Source organism: Pseudomonas sp. Choline-02u-1 (assembly GCF_002836515.1).
Classification (GTDB): domain Bacteria; phylum Pseudomonadota; class Gammaproteobacteria; order Pseudomonadales; family Pseudomonadaceae; genus Aquipseudomonas.
In genome coordinates this window covers 69,367-92,976 of sequence record NZ_PJBC01000010.1, presented here as the reverse complement: position 1 = coordinate 92,976, position 23,610 = coordinate 69,367, and the positions used below count along the sequence as shown (strand labels likewise).

General features: G+C 59.4%; 19 protein-coding genes. 3 read left to right on the top strand and 16 right to left on the bottom strand.

All coding sequences use genetic code 11. The annotated features are described in order from the left end of the window. Positions 1–175 precede the first annotated feature (175 nt). On the top strand, positions 176–2,758 hold the full coding sequence (gene mutS, locus CXF97_RS08545; protein WP_101157905.1) for a DNA mismatch repair protein MutS: 2,583 nt from the start codon (positions 176–178) through the stop codon (positions 2,756–2,758). A 163-nt stretch (positions 2,759–2,921) separates the two neighbouring features. Further along, positions 2,922–3,245 (top strand): ferredoxin FdxA, encoded by a 324-nt coding sequence (gene fdxA, locus CXF97_RS08540; protein WP_101157903.1) that lies wholly within the window; start codon positions 2,922–2,924, stop codon positions 3,243–3,245. A gap of 530 nt (positions 3,246–3,775) precedes the next feature. Here the strand turns inward: fdxA and rpoS are convergent. The 8 genes from rpoS to CXF97_RS08500 all read right to left on the bottom strand — a co-directional run bounded on the left by rpoS (position 3,776) and on the right by CXF97_RS08500 (position 11,018). Then, positions 3,776–4,783, bottom strand: a complete 1,008-nt coding sequence (rpoS, locus tag CXF97_RS08535) for an RNA polymerase sigma factor RpoS (RefSeq protein WP_016771451.1) — start codon at positions 4,781–4,783, stop codon at positions 3,776–3,778. Between the two features lie 106 nt (positions 4,784–4,889). Then, a complete protein-coding gene (locus tag CXF97_RS08530; protein ID WP_101157901.1) occupies positions 4,890–5,759 on the bottom strand; it encodes a peptidoglycan DD-metalloendopeptidase family protein in 870 nt (289 codons plus the stop codon). 211 nt (positions 5,760–5,970) lie between these two features. After that, positions 5,971–6,606 carry a protein-L-isoaspartate(D-aspartate) O-methyltransferase gene (locus CXF97_RS08525; RefSeq protein WP_160768345.1) on the bottom strand — a complete coding sequence of 212 codons (636 nt, stop codon included), beginning with the start codon at positions 6,604–6,606 and terminating at the stop codon, positions 5,971–5,973. 38 nt (positions 6,607–6,644) lie between these two features. Continuing rightward, positions 6,645–7,394, bottom strand: coding sequence for a 5'/3'-nucleotidase SurE (gene surE, locus CXF97_RS08520; protein ID WP_101157899.1), 750 nt, complete (start codon positions 7,392–7,394; stop codon positions 6,645–6,647). After that, positions 7,382–8,440, bottom strand: a complete 1,059-nt coding sequence (gene truD, locus CXF97_RS08515; RefSeq protein ID WP_101157897.1) for a tRNA pseudouridine(13) synthase TruD — start codon at positions 8,438–8,440, stop codon at positions 7,382–7,384. Before truD ends, surE begins: the two co-directional genes overlap by 13 nt. Next, positions 8,437–8,910, bottom strand: coding sequence for a 2-C-methyl-D-erythritol 2,4-cyclodiphosphate synthase (gene ispF, locus CXF97_RS08510; RefSeq protein WP_101157895.1), 474 nt, complete (start codon positions 8,908–8,910; stop codon positions 8,437–8,439). Before ispF ends, truD begins: the two co-directional genes overlap by 4 nt. 53 nt (positions 8,911–8,963) lie before the next feature. After that, complete coding sequence (gene fghA, locus CXF97_RS08505; protein WP_101157893.1) at positions 8,964–9,809, bottom strand: S-formylglutathione hydrolase; 846 nt, start codon at positions 9,807–9,809, stop codon at positions 8,964–8,966. 96 nt (positions 9,810–9,905) lie between these two features. Beyond that, positions 9,906–11,018 (bottom strand): S-(hydroxymethyl)glutathione dehydrogenase/class III alcohol dehydrogenase, encoded by a 1,113-nt coding sequence (locus CXF97_RS08500; protein ID WP_101157891.1) that lies wholly within the window; start codon positions 11,016–11,018, stop codon positions 9,906–9,908. Positions 11,019–11,133: 115 nt separating this feature from the next. On the opposite strand from CXF97_RS08500, the gene CXF97_RS08495 reads away from it, so the two are divergent. Next, positions 11,134–12,030, top strand: coding sequence for a LysR substrate-binding domain-containing protein (locus CXF97_RS08495; RefSeq protein WP_101157889.1), 897 nt, complete (start codon positions 11,134–11,136; stop codon positions 12,028–12,030). A gap of 87 nt (positions 12,031–12,117) precedes the next feature. Here CXF97_RS08495 and ispD read toward each other — a convergent pair whose 3' ends face one another. The 8 genes from ispD to dnaE form a co-directional block, all read right to left on the bottom strand. Then, positions 12,118–12,825, bottom strand: coding sequence for a 2-C-methyl-D-erythritol 4-phosphate cytidylyltransferase (gene ispD / locus CXF97_RS08490; RefSeq protein WP_101157887.1), 708 nt, complete (start codon positions 12,823–12,825; stop codon positions 12,118–12,120). Further along, entirely contained in the window at positions 12,822–13,100 is a 279-nt protein-coding gene (gene ftsB / locus CXF97_RS08485) for a cell division protein FtsB (protein ID WP_007964293.1), read from the bottom strand. The genes ispD and ftsB overlap by 4 nt, the downstream gene beginning before the upstream one ends. A 169-nt stretch (positions 13,101–13,269) precedes the next feature. After that, entirely contained in the window at positions 13,270–14,559 is a 1,290-nt protein-coding gene (gene eno / locus CXF97_RS08480) for a phosphopyruvate hydratase (protein ID WP_101157885.1), read from the bottom strand. A gap of 155 nt (positions 14,560–14,714) precedes the next feature. Then, a complete protein-coding gene (gene kdsA / locus CXF97_RS08475) occupies positions 14,715–15,560 on the bottom strand; it encodes a 3-deoxy-8-phosphooctulonate synthase (RefSeq protein ID WP_007954807.1) in 846 nt (281 codons plus the stop codon). 4 nt (positions 15,561–15,564) lie between these two features. Next, complete coding sequence (locus tag CXF97_RS08470) at positions 15,565–17,196, bottom strand: CTP synthase (protein ID WP_016771462.1); 1,632 nt, start codon at positions 17,194–17,196, stop codon at positions 15,565–15,567. A 274-nt stretch (positions 17,197–17,470) separates the two neighbouring features. Further along, a complete protein-coding gene (gene tilS / locus CXF97_RS08465; protein WP_101157883.1) occupies positions 17,471–18,799 on the bottom strand; it encodes a tRNA lysidine(34) synthetase TilS in 1,329 nt (442 codons plus the stop codon). A gap of 131 nt (positions 18,800–18,930) precedes the next feature. Beyond that, positions 18,931–19,878 (bottom strand): acetyl-CoA carboxylase carboxyltransferase subunit alpha, encoded by a 948-nt coding sequence (locus CXF97_RS08460; RefSeq protein WP_016771465.1) that lies wholly within the window; start codon positions 19,876–19,878, stop codon positions 18,931–18,933. Positions 19,879–20,017: 139 nt separating this feature from the next. Further along, a complete protein-coding gene (gene dnaE / locus CXF97_RS08455; RefSeq protein ID WP_101157881.1) occupies positions 20,018–23,539 on the bottom strand; it encodes a DNA polymerase III subunit alpha in 3,522 nt (1,173 codons plus the stop codon). Positions 23,540–23,610 lie beyond the last annotated feature (71 nt).

Here is a 23,610-nt window from a genome sequence, read left to right as displayed (position 1 = left end):
CCTCCATGGTAACCTTGCACTAATTAGCAAAACTATGGGCGAGAGTTTCATCTCCGGACAGTGAATAGATCGGCCTGCGTTCGCAGCACCAAGCCGCATAGGCTCCGCGATCAAATCGCTTATCTAGACGCTCTCTTTTCGCCCCACACTTTTAAAGAAAAGCGCTAAGTCATTGATGAATAAAGCAACTTCCGACCTGTCCTCCCACACCCCAATGATGCAGCAATACTGGCGCCTGAAGAATCAGCACCCGGATCAGCTGATGTTCTACCGCATGGGCGATTTCTACGAGATCTTCTACGAAGATGCGAAGAAAGCCGCCAAATTGCTGGATATCACCCTGACCGCGCGCGGGCAGTCGGCGGGTCAGGCGATTCCGATGTGTGGGATTCCTTACCACGCCGCGGAAGGTTATCTGGCGAAACTGGTCAAGCTCGGCGAGTCGGTGGTGATCTGTGAACAGGTCGGTGACCCGGCCACCAGCAAAGGCCCGGTCGAACGCCAGGTCGTGCGTATCATCACCCCGGGAACGGTCAGTGATGAAGCGCTGCTGGACGAGCGTCGCGATAATTTGATCGCAGCCGTATTGGGCGACGAGCGTCTGTTTGGTCTGGCGGTGCTGGACATCACCAGCGGCAATTTCACCGTGCTCGAAATCAAAGGCTGGGAAAACCTCCTGGCCGAGCTGGAGCGCGTGAATCCGGTTGAGCTGCTGATCCCGGATGACTGGCCGAAAGACCTGCCGGCGGAAAAACGCCGTGGCGTGCGTCGTCGTGCGCCGTGGGACTTCGAGCGTGACTCTGCGTTGAAAAGTCTCTGCCAGCAGTTTTCCACCCAAGACCTGAAAGGCTTCGGCTGCGAAAACCTGACCCTGGCCATTGGCGCTGCCGGTTGCCTGTTGGCCTACGCCAAGGAAACCCAGCGCACCGCCCTGCCTCACTTGCGCAGCCTGCGTCACGAACGCCTCGATGACACCGTGGTGCTGGACGGTGCCAGCCGGCGCAATCTGGAACTCGACACCAACCTGGCCGGCGGCCGCGACAACACCCTGCAATCGGTCGTTGATCGCTGCCAGACCGCCATGGGCAGCCGTTTGCTCACTCGTTGGCTGAACCGGCCACTGCGCGATCTCTCCGTACTGCTGGCCCGCCAAACCTCGATCCGTTGCCTGCTCGACGGTTACCGCTTCGAAAAGCTGCAACCGCAGCTCAAGGAAATCGGTGACATCGAGCGGATCCTGGCGCGGATCGGTCTGCGCAACGCGCGGCCGCGTGACCTTGCGCGTCTGCGCGATGCACTCGGCGCACTGCCTGAACTGCAAGTGGCGATGACCGATCTGGAAGCGCCGCACTTGCAGCATCTGGCGGCTACCACCAGCACTTACCCGGAACTGGCGGCGCTGCTGGCAAAAGCCATTATCGATAACCCGCCTGCGGTGATCCGTGACGGCGGCGTGCTGAAAACCGGTTACGACAGCGAGCTTGATGAACTGCAATCACTGAGCGAAAACGCCGGACAGTTCCTCATCGATCTGGAAGCCCGCGAAAAGGCCCGCACCGGCCTGGCCAATCTGAAAGTCGGCTACAACCGCATCCACGGCTACTTCATCGAATTGCCGAGCAAGCAGGCTGAGTCGGCGCCGGCGGACTACATCCGCCGGCAGACACTGAAGGGCGCCGAGCGATTCATCACGCCGGAGTTGAAAGAGTTCGAAGATAAAGCGCTGTCGGCCAAGAGCCGCGCGCTGGCTCGGGAAAAAATGCTTTACGAGGCGCTGCTCGAGGACTTGATCAGCCAATTGCCGCCGTTGCAGGACACCGCCGGGGCGCTGGCTGAGCTCGATGTGCTGAGCAACCTCGCCGAGCGTGCGCTGAATCTTGACCTCAACTGCCCGCGTTTCGTCAGCGAGCCGTGCATGCGCATCACCCAGGGTCGTCACCCGGTGGTCGAGCAAGTGCTGACCACACCGTTCGTAGCCAACGATCTTAGCCTGGACGACAACACGCGCATGCTGGTCATCACCGGCCCGAACATGGGCGGTAAGTCCACCTACATGCGGCAAACAGCTCTGATTGTGCTCCTGGCGCATATCGGCAGCTTTGTACCGGCCGCCAGTTGCGAGCTGTCGCTGGTGGATCGGATTTTCACCCGCATCGGTTCCAGCGATGACCTCGCTGGCGGTCGTTCGACTTTCATGGTCGAGATGAGCGAAACCGCCAATATCCTGCATAACGCTACCGAGCGCAGTCTGGTGCTGATGGACGAAGTCGGACGTGGCACCAGCACTTTCGACGGTCTGTCGCTGGCGTGGGCGGCGGCTGAGCGTCTGGCCCATCTGCGCGCCTACACCCTGTTCGCCACCCATTATTTTGAACTGACCGTGCTGCCCGAAGCCGAACCTCTTGTCGCTAACGTGCACCTCAACGCTACCGAGCACAACGAACGCATCGTGTTCCTGCACCACGTTCTGCCCGGGCCTGCCAGTCAGAGCTATGGCCTGGCGGTGGCGCAACTGGCGGGCGTGCCGAGCGAAGTGATCCTGCGCGCGCGCGAGCATCTGAGCCGCCTGGAAGACACTGCCCTGCCCCACGAAGCCCCGAAACCGGCGGCCAAGGGGAAACCCTCGACACCCCAGCAAAGCGATATGTTTGCCTCGCTGCCGCATCCTGTACTGGACGAATTGGCGAAAGTGGATCTGGACGACATGACGCCACGGCGTGCGCTCGAAATGCTCTACGCACTGAAGAACCGGATATAAGCACTGAAGAAGCGGATATAACGCAAATCGCTTCAAGCTGTTAGAATCTCGCGCGGTTCGGGATGCTGCTGGCTCATAGCCTGGTCAGCAGGTATCGCTCCCGAACCTGGCGACCCCAACCGTGAAGGGGCAACGCTGCCGCCGCCTGAGGAGAAAATTAGAAATGACCTTCGTCGTCACCGACAACTGCATCAAGTGCAAGTACACCGACTGCGTAGAAGTCTGTCCGGTGGACTGCTTTTACGAAGGCCCGAACTTCCTGGTGATTCACCCGGACGAGTGCATCGACTGCGCGCTGTGTGAACCAGAATGCCCGGCTGTGGCGATCTTCTCGGAAGACGAGATCCCAAGTGGCATGGAAAACTTCATCGAGCTCAACGCCGAGCTGGCAGATATCTGGCCGAACATCACCGAGCGCAAGGATCCTCTTCCGGATTCCGCCGAGTGGGATGGCAAGCCGAACAAGATCGAACAACTCGAACGCTGATCGCTCGCGCTCGATTGAAAAGGCCCTTGCGGGCCTTTTTGCTTTTGCAGCTATCACTTTTCTGCAGGCGAAAAAAGGGGCGGTATGACCCGCCCACATTTTTTCCCTATTCCCTGTGATCCTTTTCATCGTCCTGATGAATCGCTTCCTGCGATGTCCATTCCCCTCCTCCGTGAAGGGCGTGTCTGTCCGTCGACACACTTGAGATATTAGCGGTTTTGCGCTGAGGAGCAATTGGCCCTCGGTGCGCTTGCGACCTGTCATAAAGGCATAACAATGAAAAAATACGATTAAAAATCAGAAGCTTAGCGGTTGTAGCAGATGGCGATCGCCGTCTACCGAAGTGTAAAAATAACGAACACTTACGGCACAGTAAGCGAAGGCTTACAGCGCGAGACGACAAACACAGAAATTGCCGACCGCTTGTCTGGTGCCCTGCCTGCCAGACCGAGTGCACGAGGAAGGTTGTCAACAAAAAGCCCCGACTGATCAAATCAGCCGGGGCTTTTTGCGGGCGGTCAAAAAAGCACTTATTGAAACAGCGACTCGCTCGACAGGCCATTCTTCTCGAGGATTTCGCGCAAACGCTTGAGGCCCTCAACCTGGATCTGCCGAACCCGCTCACGGGTCAGACCGATCTCCAGGCCTACGTCTTCCAGGGTGCTGCTCTCGTGGCCGCGCAGGCCGAAGCGGCGAATCACCACCTCACGCTGCTTGTCGGTCAGCTCCGACAGCCATTGATCGATGCTCTGAGACAGGTCGTCATCCTGCAGCAGTTCGCAAGGATCGGTGGGACGATCGTCAGTGAGCGTGTCCAGCAGGGTTTTATCCGAATCCGGACCCAGCGAGACGTCGACCGAAGATACCCGTTCATTCAGGCCGAGCATACGCTTGACCTCGCCTACCGGTTTTTCCAGCAGGTTGGCGATTTCTTCGGGTGAAGGTTCGTGATCGAGTTTTTGCGTCAGCTCCCGTGCAGCCCGCAGGTACACGTTGAGTTCCTTGACCACATGAATCGGCAACCGAATGGTCCGGGTCTGATTCATGATCGCGCGTTCGATGGTCTGACGGATCCACCAGGTCGCATAGGTCGAGAAGCGGAAGCCGCGCTCGGGATCGAACTTTTCCACCGCGCGGATCAGGCCGAGGTTGCCCTCTTCGATGAGATCCAGCAGCGACAGCCCACGATTGACGTAACGCCGAGCGATCTTGACCACCAGCCGCAGGTTACTTTCGATCATGCGCTTGCGCCCGGCCGGGTCACCACTTTGCGACAAGCGCGCAAAATGAACTTCTTCTTCCGGAGAGAGCAGAGGGGAAAAGCCGATTTCGTTGAGATACAGCTGCGTGGCATCAAGTGCCCGAGTGTAGTCGATGTACTTATGTTGTTTGAGTGTGGCGGAGTGTCTGGATTTGGAACGAACGGAAGGTGGAGCAGCCCCTTCATCATTCAACATCGAATCCGAATCGATGCCGGTCTCCATAAGGAGAACCTCATCGTCGATGTCAAACTCCGGCACTTCTTTACTGAGAGCCATTGTTATAGTCCTTTGGTGAGTTCGACCCCAAGCTCAAGCGACGCCTTTATCCTTGGCAACGCTGGAGCCTGTCCCCTCTACGCGACGGAACAGGCTGGCCTTCAAATCAACGTCTTGGCAGGAACTGCAGCGGATCCACAGGTTTACCTTGGCGGCGAATCTCAAAATGCAGTTTCACCCGGTCTGTACCCGTTGACCCCATTTCGGCAATTGTCTGTCCGACCTTGACCTGCTGCCCCTCCCGAACCAACAGCCTGCGGTTATGTCCGTAAGCACTGACGTAGGTTTCGCTGTGTTTGATGATGACCAATTCGCCGTAGCCCCTTAAGCCACTCCCGGCGTATACGACCGTCCCATCAGACGCAGCTAAAACAGGCTGTCCCAAATCTCCGGCGATATCAATTCCTTTATTCAAACTACCGTTTGAAGAGAATTTTCCAATAAGAACGCCACTAGATGGCCACCCCCAGCCGGTCGGGGCCGGGCCTGCCGGAGGCAGTGGAGCGGGCGCAGGTTTGCTCGCGACGGACGGTACAACCCCTTTGGAACCGGTGGTTGTAGTGGTTGTGGTGCCATTCGCCTGGCGCCGGATTACCGTGGTTTTACTCGACGAAGATGGCGAAGAACTGGAGTTGCTCACCACCGCCGTCGGCGCTGAACCGCTACGGCCGTCGAAGCGAATTGTCTGACCCGGGTGGATCGTATACGGCGTAGGAATGTTGTTCCGCGCGGCGAGGGTTTTGTAGTCCCAGCCGTAACGAAAAGCGATCGAAAACAAAGTATCGCCAGGACGGACTACATACTGCCCGGTGGTGACGGTAGGACGTTGCGCCACCGCATTATTGCGATCAACGACGTGCACGCTGCTCGATTTGGTGCTGGAGCAACCGACCAGCAAGGTGCTCAAGACAAGGCCAGTCACCAGGCGCTGAAAGCTCGTGTTACCCATACGCTGCGCAATGACTGTGAGACTCACCCGCCGCTCCCTTTGTGGTGGCTGAAAATTCTGGATGCCGCGTTGCGGCATGAAACGTCGCAAGTATAACGGGCCGAACCGGCTTTACCTTCAATGATGCGAAATCACCGGACGCACACGTTTGCCAAGGGCAACTACGCTGCGTTTAAACCCTGGCTGCCGGTGTAAGACCGGCACCGTTGAAAGGAATTCAGCGTCTGTTTATAAATGCTCAGGCCAGTGGCCCATTGAGCAACGGCACGAAACGCACAGCGCCCAGAACGTGTCGGGAAAAGCCATGTTCTTCGCGCACGATCAGCATCAGTTGTTGCACTTCACCGGAGCCGACCGGAATCACCATGCGCCCACCGGGAGCCAGTTGATCGAGCAATGCCTGCGGCACGTCGGTGGCAACGGCGGTGACGATGATGCCGTTGTACGGCGCGAGCGCCGGCCAGCCTTCCCAGCCATCGCCCCAACGAAACACCACGTTACGCAGGTTCAACTCGACCAGTCGCTCTTTGGCGCGGTCCTGCAGCACCTTGATGCGCTCGACGGAAAACACCCGCTCAACCAGTTGCGACAACACCGCCGTCTGGTAACCAGAGCCGGTGCCGATTTCCAGCACCTTGTCCAGCGGGCCCGCCTCCAGCAGCAGCTCGCTCATGCGCGCCACCATGTAAGGCTGGGAAATGGTCTGGTTGTTGCCGATCGGCAGCGCGGTGTCTTCGTAAGCGCGATGGGCCAGTGCCTCGTCAACAAACAGGTGACGCGGGGTGCGGCGGATCACTTCCAGCACCTTGGCGTTCGACACGCCTTCTTCATACAGACGCTGGATCAGTCGCTCACGCGTGCGCTGTGATGTCATGCCAATGCCGCTGCGCAGGCGGTCGTCATGTTCACGCATCAGCTCAGCCCTCCCAGCCAGCCATCGAGACTTCTGAACGCATCGTTGAAGGTGCGATCGAGCTGCAACGGCGTGATGGACACATAGCCCTGCATGACGGCATGAAAATCAGTGCCCGGGCCGCCGTCTTCAGCGTCGCCGGCAGCGGCGATCCAGTAACCGGCCTTGCCGCGCGGATCGACCACTTTCATCGGTGCCGCCGCACGGGCGCGATGGCCGAGGCGGGTCAACTGAATGCCGCGGATGTGATCGATCGGCAGATTGGGAACGTTCACGTTGAGCACCGTGCGCGGTGGCAGATCGAGCCCGGCATGGGCCTCGACCAGTTTGCGCGCAAAGTAGGCCGCGGTCGGCAGGTTATCCACCTGGCGCGAGACCAAGGAAAACGCGAACGACGGACGCTCAAGAAAACGTCCTTCAAGCGCTGCCGCCACGGTCCCGGAATACAGGACGTCGTCACCGAGATTGGCGCCCAGATTGATGCCGGAAACCACCATGTCCGCCTCGCGCTCAAGCAAGCCGTTGAGGCCCAGGTGAATGCAGTCGGTCGGTGTGCCGTTGAGGCTGATGAAGCCGTTGGCCAGGTATTGCGGGTGCAACGGACGGTCGAGCGTCAGCGAACTGCTGGCGCCGCTTTTGTCCTGTTCCGGGGCGATAACCACGCATTCGGTGTAATCCGCCAGCGCAGCATAAAGCGCGGCGAGACCGGGTGCAGTTACCCCATCGTCGTTAGAAATCAGAATACGCATGGGCTGTCCGTCTGCCCCACCGGCACCAGATCAACAAGCTCGCGCACCAGTACAGTGGCAAAGCATCCGGCCGGGAGGACGAATTCCAGTTGCAGAATGTCAGGTTGGGGATAATGCCACGTCAACCCGCCAATGGGCAGCCGCAGGATGCGACGTTCATGGCTCATGCCGGCGTGGATCAACCAGTCGCGCAGATCCGCTTCACGGGCGGCGATCGCCTGCTCCAGTGCATGGACTGCGCCAGCTGCGGGCGAGTCACCTTCACCCCACTGCGGACCGGTCGGGTGCAGGTCGAGAATCGCCAGACGCGGATCGCTGCATTCGGCCTCACCAGCGGGGAAAAAACTGCGGCTGTCAGTGAACGCCAGCAGATCGCCAACCAGTGCGGTGTTCCAGGTGCCATTGGCGACGCGCGCCGCCAGCACCTGATTGAATAGATAACTGCGCGCCGTCGACAGCAAGCGCGAACGCACATTGCGCTGTTCCGGCAAGGCCTTGCGCGCCGCCCACGCCCGCGCGTCGACGACATTGCCGCCGTCATGGCCGAAGCGCTGGGCGCCGAAATAATTGGGAATGCCTTGTTTGGCGATCAGTTGCAGCCGCTCTTCAAGCGCATCTTTATCGCTATTGAGTTGAGTCAGGCGCAGCGTGAAACCGTTGGCCGAGTGCGCACCGCGTTGCAGCTTGCGCTTGTGGCGCGTGATCTTGAGGATCTTCAGCGTGTCGTTTTCCGCTGCCGAAAGATCCGGATCGGCCTTGCCCGGCAATTGCACGCTGAACCACTGTCGGGTCAGGGCCTGACGGTCTTTCAGGCCGGCGTAGCTGACGGTGCGCAACGGCACGCCCGCCGCTTTGGCAATCCGCCGCGCCGCTTCTTCGGTATTGAGGCCGCGCTTTTCCACCCAGATCCACAGATGTTCGCCGTCACCGCTGAACGGAATATCCAGCACTTCATCGACCTGAAAATCTTCGGCGATGGCTTTCAATACCGCCGTGCCAAGGGGTTCGCCATAGGCTCGCGGGCCGAGCAATTGCAGTTCATTCATGCGCGCAGCAACAAGGCAACGGAGTGCACGGCGATGCCTTCTTCGCGACCGACAAAGCCAAGCTTTTCGGTGGTGGTAGCTTTGACGTTCACTTGATCCAACTCAACTTGAAGATCCGCCGCGATCAGCGCGCGCATCGATTCGATATGCGGCGCCATTTTCGGCGCCTGGGCAACGATGGTGTTGTCGACGTTGCCGACTTTCCAGCCGTTGGCGTGGATCAGACTGACCACATGACGCAGCAGCACGCGGCTGTCGGCGCCCTTGAATTGCGGATCGGTGTCCGGGAAATGTTTGCCGATATCACCCAGCGCCGCCGCGCCAAGCAAGGCGTCGCTCAAGGCGTGCAGCAGGACGTCACCGTCGGAATGAGCGAGCAGCCCGAAGCCGTGTGCAATCTGCACGCCGCCCAGAGTGATGAAGTCGCCTTCAGCGAAACGATGCACATCGTAGCCGTGGCCAATACGCATAAAAAAACGCCCCGATTTTTGTCAGGGCGTGATTCTACCTGCTTTGTCGGACATTAGGCGCCTAGAGCGCGTGCGTGATGCTGCAAGTGGTCGTCAATGAAGCTTGAGATGAAGAAATAGCTGTGGTCGTAGCCCGGTTGCAGGCGCAACTGCAGCGGATGATTCGCTTGTTTTGCCGCGTGTTGCAAGGCTTCGGGTTTAAGCTGGCTGGCGAGGAAGTCGTCGCGATCGCCCTGATCGACCAGCAACGGCAACTTCTCGGCAGCATCGGCGATCAGCACACAGGCGTCCCACTCCTTCCACTTGGAACGGTCTTCGCCCAAATAATGCGAGAAAGCTTTCTGGCCCCACGGGCAATCGATCGGATGGGTGATCGGCGAAAAGGCCGACACCGATTTATAACGCCCAGGGTTGCGCAACGCGCAGACGAGAGCGCCATGACCACCCATGGAGTGACCACTGATGCTGCGTTTTTCGGAAGCGGGAAAATGCGCTTCAACCAAAGCAGGCAATTCCTTCACGACATAGTCATGCATCCGATAGTGTCGCGCCCACGGCTCCTGCGTGGCGTTCAGATAAAACCCGGCACCGAGGCCGAAATCCCAGGCTTTGTCCGCATCATCCGGGACGTCCGGGCCGCGTGGGCTGGTGTCCGGAGCGACGATGATCAAACCGAGTTCCGCCGCCATGCGCAGCGCACCGGCCTTGTGCATGAAGTTCTCGTCGGTGCACGTCAGCCCCGACAACCAGTACAACACCGGCAGCTTGCCGCCCTGCTCTGCTTGGGGCGGCAGGTACACGGCAAAGACCATGTCGCAATCCAGCACTTCGGAACGATGGCGGTAGCGCTTGTGCCAGCCACCGAAACTTTTCTGACAGGAAATGTTTTCCAGATTCAAGGGATTCTCCCCAGCGGCAAGCGGCAAGCTTCCAGCTAGAAGAAAAGGCACGTTCGCCCTTACTTGCAGCTTGAAGCTTGAAACTTGGAGCTGCTGTTAGAAATGTATGACTGTGCGGATGCTCTTGCCTTCGTGCATCAGGTCGAAAGCCTTGTTGATATCTTCCAGGCCCATGGTGTGGGTGATGAAGGTATCAAGCGGGATTTCGCCGCTCTGGGCCATGTCGACGTAGCTTGGCAATTCGCTGCGGCCACGCACGCCGCCGAACGCCGAACCGCGCCAGACGCGACCGGTGACCAGTTGGAATGGGCGAGTGGCGATTTCCTGGCCGGCGCCGGCAACACCGATGATGACCGACTCGCCCCAGCCTTTGTGGCAGCACTCAAGCGCGGCGCGCATCAGTTGCACATTGCCGATGCACTCGAAGGAGAAGTCGACGCCGCCATCGGTCATGTCGACGATCACTTCCTGAATCGGACGATCGTAGTCTTTCGGGTTCACGCAATCGGTGGCGCCCAGCTGTTTGGCGATTTCGAATTTGGCCGGGTTGATGTCGATGGCGATGATCCGCGCAGCCTTGGCTTTCACCGCACCGATCACGGCCGACAAGCCAATCCCACCGAGACCGAAAATGGCCACGGTGTCACCCGGTTTGACCTTGGCAGTGTTGAGCACGGCGCCGATACCGGTGGTTACGCCGCAACCGAGCAGGCAAACCTTTTCCAGCGGAGCGTCTTTGGAGATCTTCGCTACGGAAATTTCCGGCAGCACGGTGTACTCCGAAAAAGTCGATGTGCCCATGTAGTGGAAGATGGTTTCGCCCTTGTAGGAAAAACGCGAAGTGCCATCCGGCATCAGGCCTTTGCCTTGAGTGGCTCGAATCGCCTGACAGAGGTTGGTCTTGCCCGACTTGCAGAATTTGCACTGGCCGCATTCCGGGGTGTACAGCGGAATGACATGATCGCCGACTGCAACCGAGGTCACGCCCTCACCGATCGCTTCCACGACGGCGCCACCTTCATGCCCGAGGATCGACGGGAAGATGCCTTCCGGATCCGCGCCCGACAAGGTGTAGGCGTCCGTGTGGCAAACGCCGGAAGCAACGACGCGCAGCAACACTTCACCAGCCTTGGGCATGGCCACATCGACTTCTACGATTTCCAGCGGCTTCTTGGCCTCGAAGGCAACGGCGGCACGCGATTTGATCATGCTGACTCTCCAGTGAATCCAGTGAATAAAAAAGCAGACAAACAGTGTAGTTCAGCGCCAAGTGATTAATAATCCGGGCAAATGCAAAATATTATTGCTGTACAGGGATAATCCAATGTCCGAAAACCGTTGGGAAGGCATCGATGAATTTGTCGCGGTCGCCGAGTGCAGCCAATTCACCGCAGCGGCTGAACGCCTTGGGGTTTCTTCCTCGCACATCAGTCGACAAATCGTACGACTGGAGGAGCGCTTACAGACGCGCTTGCTCTATCGCAGTACTCGACGGGTAACATTGACCGAAGCTGGGCAAACCTTCCTGCAGCATTGCCAGCGTCTGCAGGACGGTCGCGAGGAAGCCTTGCGCGCGGTAGGCGATTTGGCCAGCGAACCGAAAGGCATGCTGCGCATGACGTGTGCCGTGGCGTATGGCGAGCGCTTCATCGTGCCGCTGGTGACGCGGTTCATGGGCCTTCATCCACAGTTACGCATTGATATCGAGCTGAGTAATCGTCAACTGGATCTGGTACATGAAGGGCTGGATCTGGCGATTCGCCTTGGCCGCTTACAGGATTCGCGATTGGTCGCCACCCGGCTCGCGCCCCGAAGGATGTATCTGTGCGCGTCCCCGTCCTACCTGGAAAGGTACGGGCGCCCACACAGCTTGTCGGAATTGAGTCGGCACAATTGCCTGATCGGCAGTTCGGATATCTGGCAACTGGAGCAGAACGGCCGCGAATTTTCCCAGCGCGTGCAGGGTAACTGGCGTTGCAACAGTGGACAGGCGGTGCTGGATGCGGCGCTGCAGGGGGTGGGTTTGTGTCAACTGCCGGATTATTACGTGCTTGAGCATTTGCACAGGGGCACGTTGATTTCTTTGCTGGAGGCGCATCAGCCACCGAACACGGCGGTGTGGGCGTTGTATCCGCAACAACGACATTTGTCGCCGAAGGTGCGCAAGTTGGTGGATTATTTGAAGGTGGGGTTGACTGAGCGCCCGGAATATCGGGATTGAAAAGTCAAAAGATCGCAGCCTTCGGCAGCTCTTACAGGAGATCGCATTCCCCTGCAGGAGCTGCCGAAGGCTGCGATCTTTTGGCCTTTAATGGCGGTTAGCCCAACGCTGGCGCAACCACTCCAGATCTTCCGGCCGGGTCACCTTAAGGTTGTCCGCCCGCCCTTCAATCAGACGCGGTGCCAGCCCCGCCCACTCCATTGCCGACGCTTCGTCAGTAATCACCGCATCAGCCACCAGACTGTCCGCCAACGCCCGATGCAACGCGCCGAGGCGAAACATCTGTGGGGTATAGGCCTGCCAGATAACGCTGCGATCCACCGTTTCAACCACACGACCGTTTTTATCGACGCGCTTGAGCGTATCCCGGGCGGGCACCGCCAACAGACCACCGACCGGGTCATCCGCCAGCTCGGTCAACAACTTGTCGAGATCATCGCGACTCAGATTCGGCCGCGCCGCATCGTGCACCAGCACCCAGTCCTCATCACCGGCACCCTGCGCATGCAAATGCAACAAGGCATTGAGCACCGAGCCTGAACGCTCGCCCCCGCCGTCCACCCGTTGAATGCGCGGATCGCTGACGCAAGCCAGGTTAGGCCAATAAGGATCGTCTACAGCAAGACTGACCACCAGCCCCTTGAGGCTCGGATGATCGAGGAAACAGCCGAGGCTGTGTTCGAGAATTGTGCGCCCGCCCAGTTGCAGGTATTGCTTGGGACGGTCCGCGGCCATTCGGGCACCGACGCCCGCGGCAGGAATCACGGCCCAGAAGGCCGGCAGGGAATCGATCATTGGGCCAACTGGTAAAGGGTTTCGCCGTCCTTGACCATGCCCAGTTCGTGACGAGCCCGCTCTTCAACGGTCTCCATGCCTTTTTTCAACTCGCTGACTTCAGCGTCCATCACCCGGTTGCGCTCCAGCAGGCCTTCGTTTTCGGCATGTTGATCGGCGATCTGCTGTTTCAGCTCGGCGACCTGCGCCAGACTGCCATTGCCCACCCACAGGCGGTACTGCAGACCGGCCAGCAGCAAGAGCAAAACAAGAAACAACCAGTAAGGACTGCGCATCGAATATCAGGTATCCAGTGAAAAAAGACAGCCACGCATAATGTTGCAGCATCTGATAGCACGAAGCCTGGAAAGGTCCAGGCTTGTGCTTAAGGCATCAGATTAGTGGCAAATCCATCGCTGTCACGACTTTTCCGACACAATCCGGTGTCCTTTGATCAGGTTGCGCTTAACCGCGAAACTCGGTGCGACCGTTGTACTTGGCCTTGCCGTTCAACTGCTCTTCGATACGCAGCAGTTGGTTGTACTTGGAAACACGGTCGGAGCGGCACAGCGAACCGGTCTTGATCTGGCCAGCCGAGGTGCCCACGGCCAGGTCGGCAATGGTCGAATCTTCGGTTTCGCCGGAGCGGTGCGAGATCACGGCGGTGTAGCCGGCAGCCTTGGCCATCTGAATGGCTTCCAGGGTTTCGGTCAGGGTGCCGATCTGGTTGAACTTGATCAGGATCGAGTTGGCGATCTTTTTATCGATGCCCTCTTTCAGGATCTTGGTGTTGGTCACGAACAGGTCGTCGCCTACCAGCTGAGTCTTCTCGCCGATCTTGTCGGTGAGGATTTTCCAGCCAGCCCAGTCGGACTCGTCCAGACCGTCTTCGATCGAGATGATCGGGTAACGCTCGGTCAGACCTTTGAGGTAGTCGGCGAAACCTTCAGCAGTGAACACCTGGCCTTCGCCGGACAGGTTGTACTTGCCGTCTTCGTAGAACTCGCTCGCGGCGCAGTCCAGCGCCAGCGTCACGTCGGTGCCCAGCTTGTAACCGGCGTTGGCCACGGCTTCGGAGATCACTTTCAGCGCGTCTTCGTTAGACGCCAGGTTCGGTGCGAAACCGCCTTCGTCGCCCACCGCAGTGCTCAGGCCACGGGCCTTCAGCACAGCTTTCAAGTGATGGAAAATCTCGGTGCCCATGCGCAGACCTTCCGAGAACGACTTGGCACCAACCGGCTGCACCATGAATTCCTGGATGTCGACGTTGTTATCGGCGTGCTCGCCACCGTTGATGATGTTCATCATCGGCACCGGCATCGAGTACACACCTGGGGTGCCGTTGAGGTTGGCGATGTGTGCGTACAGCGGCAGGTCCTGATCCTGCGCAGCCGCCTTGGCCGCAGCCAGGGATACCGCGAGAATGGCGTTGGCGCCCAGGGTTGCCTTGTTTTCGGTACCGTCGAGCTTGATCATCGCGTGGTCAAGGGCTTTCTGGTCGCTTGGGTCGGTGCCCAGCAGCAGATCGCGGATCGGACCATTGATGTTGGCTACCGCCTTGAGCACGCCCTTGCCCAGGTAACGGCTCTTGTCGCCATCACGCAGCTCGAGTGCTTCACGCGAGCCAGTGGATGCACCGGACGGCGCGCAGGCGCTGCCGATGATGCCGTTGTCGAGAAGCACGTCCGCTTCCACGGTGGGATTGCCACGGGAGTCGAGAACTTCACGACCTTTGATGTCGACGATTTTTGCCATTGTTGTAAACACTCCAAAGTTGACGAAAACGACGCAGCTAGAGGAAATCTTTATCGTCGGCAAGCGAGGTACAGCGGGCAGACTTGCAGACGACAGCGCTCAAGCCCGAAGGCCTGAGCGACAAATCGTGCGGTACTTTACCGGAGAATCGAGCGTTACGCGGTTTCTACCGTCGGAAAACTCTTCACCAGTTCGTCCAGAGCTTTGAGCTGGGCCAGGAATGGCTCCAGTTTGTCCAGACGCAAGGCACAAGGGCCGTCGCATTTGGCGTTGTCCGGATCCGGGTGCGCTTCGAGGAACAGCCCCGCCAGCGACTGGCTCATGCCGGCCTTGGCCAGATCGGTAACCTGCGCGCGGCGACCGCCGGCGGAGTCGGAACGACCGCCGGGCATTTGCAGCGAGTGGGTCACGTCGAAGAACACCGGGTATTCGAACTGCTTCATGATGCCGAAGCCGAGCATATCGACCACGAGGTTGTTGTAGCCGAAGCTCGAACCGCGCTCGCAGAGGATCAACTGATCGTTACCGGCTTCCACGCACTTGTTCAGGATGTGTTTCATTTCCTGAGGCGCGAGGAACTGGGCTTTCTTGATGTTGATCACTGCGTTGGTCTTGGCCATCGCGACAACCAGATCGGTCTGGCGCGACAGGAAGGCCGGCAGCTGAATGATGTCGCAGACCTCAGCGACGACCGCAGCCTGATCCGGCTCGTGAACGTCGGTGATGATCGGCACGCCGAAGGCTTGCTTGATGTCCTGGAAGATGCGCATGCCCTCTTCCAGGCCAGGACCGCGATACGAAGTCACAGAAGAACGGTTCGCCTTGTCGAAGCTGGCTTTGAACACGTACGGGATACCGAGTTTTTCGGTGACCTTTACGTACTCCTCGCAAACCTGCATGGCCATGTCACGGCTTTCCAGCACGTTCATGCCGCCGAACAGAACCATGGGTTTGTCGTTGGCAATCTCGATGTCGCCGACGCGGATGATCTTCTGTGCCATCGGGTTACGCCTTCTTCTGGTGTTGAGCCAACGCGGCTTTGACAAAACCGCTGAACAGCGGGTGGCCGTCTCGTGGTGTCGAGGTGAACTCTGGGTGGAACTGGCAGGCGACGAACCATGGATGATCCGGCGCTTCGACCACTTCGACCAGCGCGGCATCGGCGGAACGACCGGAGATTTTCAGGCCGGCTTCAATGATCTGCGGCAGCAGGTTGTTGTTCACTTCGTAACGGTGACGGTGGCGCTCGACAATCACGTCCTTGCCGTAGCAGTCGTGAACTTTGGAGCCCGGCTCGAGCAGGCAATCCTGGGCGCCGAGACGCATGGTGCCGCCCAGATCGGACGCTTCGGTACGCACTTCGACAGCGCCGGTGGCGTCTTCCCACTCGGTGATCAGACCGACAACCGGATGGCCGCTGGCACGATCGAACTCGGTGGAGTTGGCATCTTTCCAGCCCAGTACGTTACGGGCGAATTCGATGACCGCCACTTGCATGCCCAGGCAGATACCGAGGTACGGAACCTTGTTCTCACGAGCGTACTGAACAGCAGTGATCTTACCTTCCACGCCACGCAGACCGAACCCGCCCGGCACCAGAATCGCGTCGACACCTTCGAGCAGCGCAGTGCCCTGGTTCTCGATGTCTTCGGAGTCGATGTAGCGCAGGTTGACCTTGGTGCGGTTGCTGATGCCGGCGTGACTCATCGCTTCGATCAGCGACTTGTAGGCGTCGAGCAGTTCCATGTACTTGCCGACCATGGCGATGGTCACTTCGTGTTCCGGGTTCAGCTTGGCATCGACCACCGCGTCCCACTCGGACAGGTCAGCGCTGCCGCACTGCAGACCGAAACGCTCAACGACGAAATCGTCCAGACCCTGCGAATGCAGGATGCCCGGGATCTTGTAGATGGTGTCGGCGTCTTCCAGGGCGATCACCGCACGTTCTTCAACGTTGGTGAACTGCGCGATCTTGCGACGCGAGGACACGTCGATCGGGTGATCGGAGCGGCACACCAGCACGTCTGGCTGCAGACCGATCGAGCGCAGTTCCTTGACGGAGTGCTGGGTCGGTTTGGTCTTGGTTTCGCCAGCGGTGGCGATGTACGGCACCAGCGTCAGGTGCATCAGCATCGCGCGCTTGGCGCCGACTTCGAAACGCAACTGGCGGATGGCTTCGAGGAATGGTTGCGACTCGATGTCACCGACAGTGCCACCGATCTCGACCATCGCCACGTCTGCGTCACCGGCACCCTTGATGATGCGGCGCTTGATTTCGTCGGTGATGTGCGGGATCACCTGGATGGTTGCACCCAGGTAGTCACCACGGCGCTCTTTGCGCAGCACGTGCTCGTAGACACGGCCAGTGGTGAAGTTGTTGTTCTGGGTCATGGTCGTGCGGATGAACCGCTCGTAGTGACCCAGGTCCAGGTCGGTCTCGGCGCCATCGTGGGTGACGAACACTTCACCGTGCTGGAACGGACTCATGGTGCCTGGATCGACGTTGATGTACGGATCCAGCTTCAGCATGGTGACCTTAAGCCCCCGCGCCTCCAGGATAGCCGCCAATGAAGCCGAGGCAATGCCTTTCCCCAATGAAGAAACAACACCGCCCGTGACGAATATGTAGCGCGTCATGAAAAACCCTAGAAGTCTGCGTTAAAGCGGAACGAGCCGCCGGGGAAAGCGAAGGAAGGCCGAAGCCCCCGATCACCTGCATTAATCACAGTGCACCTTTCGAAAAAACCGCCGCGTTGTGACAGACCGGCAGATGAAACACCGGTACGTTGCTCGCTACACATTTTTTGGAATCGCCCAGCAAAGACTGCTTGGTAATCGGCAACTCCTGCAATTCAGGCGAATCCACAGAAGTTGTATCAAGAAGGGAGCGTAGTCTACCGGAATGCTCCTTTCAGCTCAAACCTTGATCTTCGTCTGTTGGCTGCCAGCGCAACGCCCAGCCTTCGTGCATCTGACCATCCAGACCCGGCAGGTTCGCCACGGCGAGCAGTTCATCGCCGCGAAACAGCAGCGGCAATCTGCCACGGACGAACCCCGGCACAGCGCGTTCGTTGAGCAGACGCTTGAGATCACGGCGGCCACGCTCGGCCAGTTGCATCACCTCACCGCCCTGCCGATAAGCAATGCGCAACGGCCCGGATGGCGCCGCCCCGTCGAACCGCACACGGCCGTTATCGGCCAAGCGTAGCGCCATCGACGGGGTCTGCCAGTCAGTGCCGATGATTGGCGCGCGCAGCCATTCGCCACTCAGCCACCATACCCGACCCGCGCTGCGGTGCAGTTCGCCATCAGCCAGATGCCAGATGGGCGAAGCATCGGTAGCGGCGTCGCACAGGTCGGTCCAGCCCGACCAATGGTCAGCGTCCGGCAAACGAGTCAAAGGCTGGAGCCAATGGCTGAGGGCGTTGCGCTGACGAGCCGGAGATAGCGCGGCCAGCGGCGCCAAATCCAGCGAGAATAAACCCAACCATTGGAAATCATGCGCCGTGCGGGCCTGCGCCAGATCCATTTGCGCCAGCTCATCGAGCAAGCCCTGCGCCTCACGCAGATGCGCAACCGTGCGCGCCATGCTCGCTTGCGCTTGTGGCCAGCGCTCGGTCAGCACCGGCATGACTTGGTGGCGCAGATAGTTGCGCGAAAACTGGCGATCCTGGTTCGACGGGTCATCGACCCAGCGCAACTGATGCGCCTGCGCATAACGTTCCAGCTCAACGCGGCTGATATCCAGCAACGGTCGAACCAGTGTGCCCTGCCCCACGGGGCGCTGCTGCGGCATCCCGCCAAGTCCGCGCACACCCGCGCCGCGCAACAGCCGAAACAGCAGCGTTTCCGCTTGGTCGTCGCGGTGCTGACCGGTCAGCAACACGTCATCGGCTTGCGTCAGCGAACTGAAGACGGCATAACGCGCATCCCGCGCCGCCCGCTCCAGGCTCGCCCCCTCCTTCACGCTTACCCGCTCCACTTGCAAAGAGATATCCAGCGCATCGCAGACGGCCTGGCAATGTTGCGGCCACGCATCGCCCGCAGCCTGAAGGCCGTGATGGATGTGGATGGCGCTTAGCGCAGGGAGGGATTCGGTTTTCGCCAAAGTGGCGAGCAGATGCAGCAGGACGGTGGAGTCGAGACCGCCGGAGAAGGCGATGCGCCAGTGAGCGGCATTGCGCCAAGGCTCAAGGTTCAGCAGAAGCCGTGAAGGCAAATCCATCGAACGCTGACTCATATCCGCCTCTATGCCCCAATCAAATGTGGGGAGCGGGCTTGCTCGCGAAGGCGTCTCAACATTCAACACATTCGTCGACTGTGATACCGCTTTCGCGAGCAAGCCCGCTCCCACATGGGTATTGCGTTCGATCAGAGACCGTAGCTCATCAGGCGATCATAACGGCGCTTGAGCAGCGCTTCGTTATCGAACTGCTTGAGCATCGCCAGTTGCGAGCTCAGCTCGGCGCGGATCGACGCAGCGGCAGCAGCCGGATCACGGTGCGCGCCGCCCAGTGGCTCGCTGATCACCTTGTCGACGATGCCCAGGCCTTTCAGACGCTCGGCGGTAATGCCCATCGCCTCAGCGGCGTCCGGTGCTTTCTCGGCGGTTTTCCACAGGATCGATGCGCAACCTTCCGGCGAGATCACCGCGTAGGTCGAGTACTGCAGCATGTTCAACTGATCGCAAACGCCGATGGCCAGTGCCCCGCCGGAACCACCTTCACCGATCACGGTGGCGATGATCGGGGTCTTCAGACGCGCCATCACACGCAGGTTCCAGGCAATCGCTTCGCTCTGGTTGCGCTCTTCAGCGTCAATGCCAGGGTAGGCACCCGGGGTGTCGATGAAAGTCAGGATCGGCATTTTGAAGCGCTCGGCCATTTCCATCAGACGGCAGGCCTTGCGGTAGCCTTCCGGACGCGGCATGCCGAAGTTGCGGCGAACTTTTTCGCGCACTTCACGGCCCTTCTGGTGGCCGATGATCATCACCGGCTGATCTTCCAGACGGGCGATACCGCCAACAATCGCGGCGTCGTCGGAGAAATGACGGTCGCCGTGCAGTTCGTCGAACTCGGTGAAGATGTGCTCGATGTAATCGAGGGTGTAAGGACGTTTCGGGTGACGCGCCAGACGTGCGATCTGCCAACTGGTCAGCTTGCCGAAGATGTCTTCGGTGAGCGTCTTGCTCTTGTCCTGCAGGCGGGAGATCTCATCGCCGATATTCAGCGAATTGTCATTACCGACCAAGCGCAACTCTTCGATCTTGGCTTGCAGGTCGGCGATCGGCTGTTCGAAATCTAGAAAATTCGGGTTCATAGGCGTCCGTCTTGGGTCGTGTCCCAAATGAGCTTGGGCCGGCCGGTTGTCTATTCGCGCCCTACCTTAAGGGAGAGGCGCGCTAAGGTCGAGATTAAAAATTCAGGTTGCGGGCAAGCGCAATGATGGCGCCTGCCGGTCAACGGTATTGGAGGAAGACGTTGTCTCGCCCGAACTGGTCACGCAGGGCTTGAATCAACGCATCCGCCGGGTCGATCCGCCAGGTCTCGCCGAACTGCAGCAAGGTCTTCGCATCCGGGCTGGTGTATTCCATGGTCACCGGGCACGCGCCGCGATGACGCTTGAGCAATTCGCCCAACCAGCGTAGCTGATCGCCTTTGAGATCCTGGGTGTGCAGCTTCAGGCGCAGACTCTCGGCCAGATTGGTCCGTGCATCTTCCATGCTCATCACACGCTTGACCCGCAGGCGCAGGCCGCCGGAGAAGTCGTCGTTGCTGACCTCGCCTTCGACCACCACCATCGCGTCGGTCTGCAGCAGCGACTGCGCCGAATGGAACGCATCGGCAAACAGCGACGCCTCGATCCGCCCGGAGCGGTCGTCGAGGGTGATGAAACCCATCTTGTCGCCCTTCTTGTTCTTCATCACCCGCAGGGCAATGATCATCCCCGCCACAGTCTGCGTATCGCGCGCCGGTTTCAGGTCGATGATGCGCTGACGGGCGAAACGGCGGATCTCGCCTTCGTATTCGTCGATCGGGTGACCGGTCAGGTACAGGCCCAGGGTGTCTTTTTCACCCTTCAGACGTTCCTTGAGGGTCAGCTCCTTGGCCTTGCGATGAGACGCGTAAACGTCGGCATCTTCTTCGACGAACAAGCCGCCAAACAGGTCGGCGTGGCCAGAGTCGTGGGTCCGCGCAGTCTGCTCGGCCGCCTTGATCGCCTCTTCCATCGCCGCCAGCAGCACGGCGCGGTTGCGGTCGATGTTGGCCTGATACGCCTTTTGTTCATCGTGGAAATACGGGCCGAGGCGATCCAGCGCGCCGCTGCGGATCAAACCGTCGAGGGTGCGCTTGTTAATGCGCTTGAGGTCGACACGCGCGCAGAAATCGAACAGATCCTTGAACGGACCGGCCTGACGCGCTTCGGTGATTGCTTCCACCGGACCTTCACCGACCCCCTTGATCGCGCCGAGGCCATAAACGATACGGCCGTCGTCGTTCACCGTGAACTTGAACTCCGAAGTGTTCACGTCCGGCGCGTCGAGGCGCAGCTTCATCGTCCGCACTTCTTCGATCAAGGTCACGACCTTGTCGGTGTTGTGCATATCCGCCGAGAGTACCGCGGCCATGAACGGCGCCGGGTAGTGAGCTTTCAGCCAGGCAGTCTGGTACGACACCAGGCCGTAAGCGGCGGAGTGGGATTTGTTGAAGCCGTAACCGGCGAATTTCTCCACCAGGTCGAAAATGTTACCGGCAAGATCCGCGTCGATGCCGTTGGTCGCGCAACCCTCAATGAAACCGCCGCGCTGCTTGGCCATTTCTTCAGGCTTTTTCTTACCCATCGCCCGACGCAGCATGTCCGCACCGCCGAGGGTGTAACCGGCCATGACCTGGGCAATCTGCATCACCTGTTCCTGATACAGGATGATGCCGTAAGTCGGCGCCAATACCGGCTTGAGCCCGTCGTACTGGTAGTCCGAGTGCGGATATGCCAGTTCGGCGCGACCGTGCTTACGGTTGATGAAGTCGTCCACCATGCCCGATTGCAACGGCCCCGGACGGAACAGTGCCACCAGTGCGATCAAGTCTTCCAGGCAGTCGGGCTTGAGCTTTTTGATCAGCTCTTTCATGCCTCGCGATTCAAGCTGGAACACCGCCGTGGTTTCGGCTTTTTGCAGCAACTGGTAAGTCGGTTTGTCGTCCAGCGGAATAAACGCGATATCCAGCGGCGGTTCGTTGACCTTGGCACGGTCGCGGTTGATGGTTTTCAACGCCCAGTCGATGATCGTCAGGGTTCGCAGGCCGAGGAAGTCGAACTTGACCAGACCGGCCGCTTCAACGTCATCCTTGTCGAACTGGGTCACCAGACCGTCGCCGGCCTCGTCGCAATAGATTGGCGAGAAGTCGGTCAGTTTGGTCGGTGCGATCACCACGCCACCGGCGTGCTTGCCGACGTTACGCACCACGCCTTCGAGCTTGCGCGCCATCTCCCAGATTTCCGCGGCCTCTTCATCGACCTTGATGAAGTCACGCAGGATCTCTTCCTGCTCGTAGGCTTTTTCGAGGGTCATGCCCACTTCGAACGGAATCATCTTCGACAGACGATCCGCCAGCCCGTAGGACTTGCCCTGCACGCGCGCCACGTCGCGCACCACAGCCTTGGCGGCCATGGAACCGAAGGTGATGATCTGGCTCACCGCGTTGCGGCCGTATTTCTCGGCCACGTAGTCGATCACGCGGTCGCGACCGTCCATGCAGAAGTCGACGTCGAAGTCGGGCATGGAAACCCGCTCCGGGTTGAGGAAACGTTCGAACAGCAGGTCATATTCCAGCGGGTCGAGGTCGGTGATCTTCTGTACGTAGGCCACCAGCGAACCGGCACCCGACCCCCGGCCCGGACCTACCGGTACACCGTTGTTCTTGGCCCACTGGATAAAGTCCATCACGATCAGGAAGTAACCGGGGAAGCCCATCTGGATGATGATATCCAGCTCGAAATTCAAGCGGTCGACATAGACCTGACGCTTGGCTTCGTAGTCTTCGGTAGTGTCTTTGGGCAGCAGCACTGCCAAGCGTTCTTCAAGACCTTCGAAGGACACCTTGCGGAAATATTCGTCGATGGTCATCCCATCGGGGATCGGGAAGTTGGGCAGGAAGTGCGTGCCCAGCTTCACTTCGATGTTGCAGCGCTTGGCAATCTCGACGGTGTTTTCGATCGCGTCGGGGATATCGCTGAACAGCTCGAGCATTTCCTCGGCGCTTTTGAGGTATTGCTGATCGCTGTAATTCTTCGAACGGCGCGGATCGTCAAGGGCGCGGCCTTCACCGATGCATACGCGGGTTTCGTGGGCAGCAAAGTCTTCCTGCTTGATGAAGCGCACATCGTTGGTCGCCACCAGCGGCGCGCCAAGCTTGTCGGCCAGGGCCACGGCGCCGTGCAGTTGTTCTTCGTCGTTAGGGCGATTGGTACGCTGGATTTCCAGATAGAAGCGATCCGGGAACACGGCCATCCACTCGCGAGTCAGCGCTTCGGCTTCCGCCGGGTTGCCGCCGATCATGGCCATGCCGATCTCGCCTTCTTTGGCGGCGGACAGCATGATCAGGCCATCGCTGGCCTCGGCCACCCACTCGCGCTCGACGATGACCATGCCGTTGCGCTGGCCTTCGATGAACCCGCGCGAGATCAGTTCGGTGAGATTGCGATAACCCTGAGCGTTCATCACCAGCAGGCTGAGGCGGCTCAGCGGTGCATCCGGGTCTTTGTTCGCCAGCCACAGGTCGGCGCCGCAGATCGGCTTGATGCCGGCGCCCATGGCGTTTTTATAGAACTTGACCAGGGAACACATGTTGTTCTGGTCGGTGACCGCGACCGCCGGCATGTTCATGGCGGTCAGCGCCTTGACCAGCGGCTTGATTCGCACCAGCCCGTCGACCAGGGAGTATTCAGTGTGCAGGCGTAGATGAACGAATGAAGCCGGCATGGTGATCCTGTCCAGTTACATAAAGACAACGAGGCCCGGATTGTACCGGGCCTGAATTAAAACATCAGCCT

What these genes read in the sequence shown, in the direction of transcription:
- mutS (WP_101157905.1), top strand. Translation starts at nt 176, where the DNA reads ATGAATAAAGCAACTTCCGACCTGTCCTCCCACACCCCAATGATGCAG.
- dnaE (WP_101157881.1), bottom strand. Translation starts at nt 23,539, where the DNA reads ATGCCGGCTTCATTCGTTCATCTACGCCTGCACACTGAATACTCCCTG.
- CXF97_RS08460 (WP_016771465.1), bottom strand. Translation starts at nt 19,878, where the DNA reads ATGAACCCGAATTTTCTAGATTTCGAACAGCCGATCGCCGACCTGCAA.
- fdxA (WP_101157903.1), top strand. Translation starts at nt 2,922, where the DNA reads ATGACCTTCGTCGTCACCGACAACTGCATCAAGTGCAAGTACACCGAC.
- CXF97_RS08525 (WP_160768345.1), bottom strand. Translation starts at nt 6,606, where the DNA reads ATGACATCACAGCGCACGCGTGAGCGACTGATCCAGCGTCTGTATGAA.
- ispF (WP_101157895.1), bottom strand. Translation starts at nt 8,910, where the DNA reads ATGCGTATTGGCCACGGCTACGATGTGCATCGTTTCGCTGAAGGCGAC.
- CXF97_RS08470 (WP_016771462.1), bottom strand. Translation starts at nt 17,196, where the DNA reads ATGACGCGCTACATATTCGTCACGGGCGGTGTTGTTTCTTCATTGGGG.
- ispD (WP_101157887.1), bottom strand. Translation starts at nt 12,825, where the DNA reads ATGATCGATTCCCTGCCGGCCTTCTGGGCCGTGATTCCTGCCGCGGGC.
- surE (WP_101157899.1), bottom strand. Translation starts at nt 7,394, where the DNA reads ATGCGTATTCTGATTTCTAACGACGATGGGGTAACTGCACCCGGTCTC.
- kdsA (WP_007954807.1), bottom strand. Translation starts at nt 15,560, where the DNA reads ATGGCACAGAAGATCATCCGCGTCGGCGACATCGAGATTGCCAACGAC.
- eno (WP_101157885.1), bottom strand. Translation starts at nt 14,559, where the DNA reads ATGGCAAAAATCGTCGACATCAAAGGTCGTGAAGTTCTCGACTCCCGT.
- rpoS (WP_016771451.1), bottom strand. Translation starts at nt 4,783, where the DNA reads ATGGCTCTCAGTAAAGAAGTGCCGGAGTTTGACATCGACGATGAGGTT.
- truD (WP_101157897.1), bottom strand. Translation starts at nt 8,440, where the DNA reads ATGAATGAACTGCAATTGCTCGGCCCGCGAGCCTATGGCGAACCCCTT.
- ftsB (WP_007964293.1), bottom strand. Translation starts at nt 13,100, where the DNA reads ATGCGCAGTCCTTACTGGTTGTTTCTTGTTTTGCTCTTGCTGCTGGCC.
- tilS (WP_101157883.1), bottom strand. Translation starts at nt 18,799, where the DNA reads ATGAGTCAGCGTTCGATGGATTTGCCTTCACGGCTTCTGCTGAACCTT.
- CXF97_RS08500 (WP_101157891.1), bottom strand. Translation starts at nt 11,018, where the DNA reads ATGATCAAATCGCGTGCCGCCGTTGCCTTCGAGGCCAAGAAGCCGCTG.
- CXF97_RS08495 (WP_101157889.1), top strand. Translation starts at nt 11,134, where the DNA reads ATGTCCGAAAACCGTTGGGAAGGCATCGATGAATTTGTCGCGGTCGCC.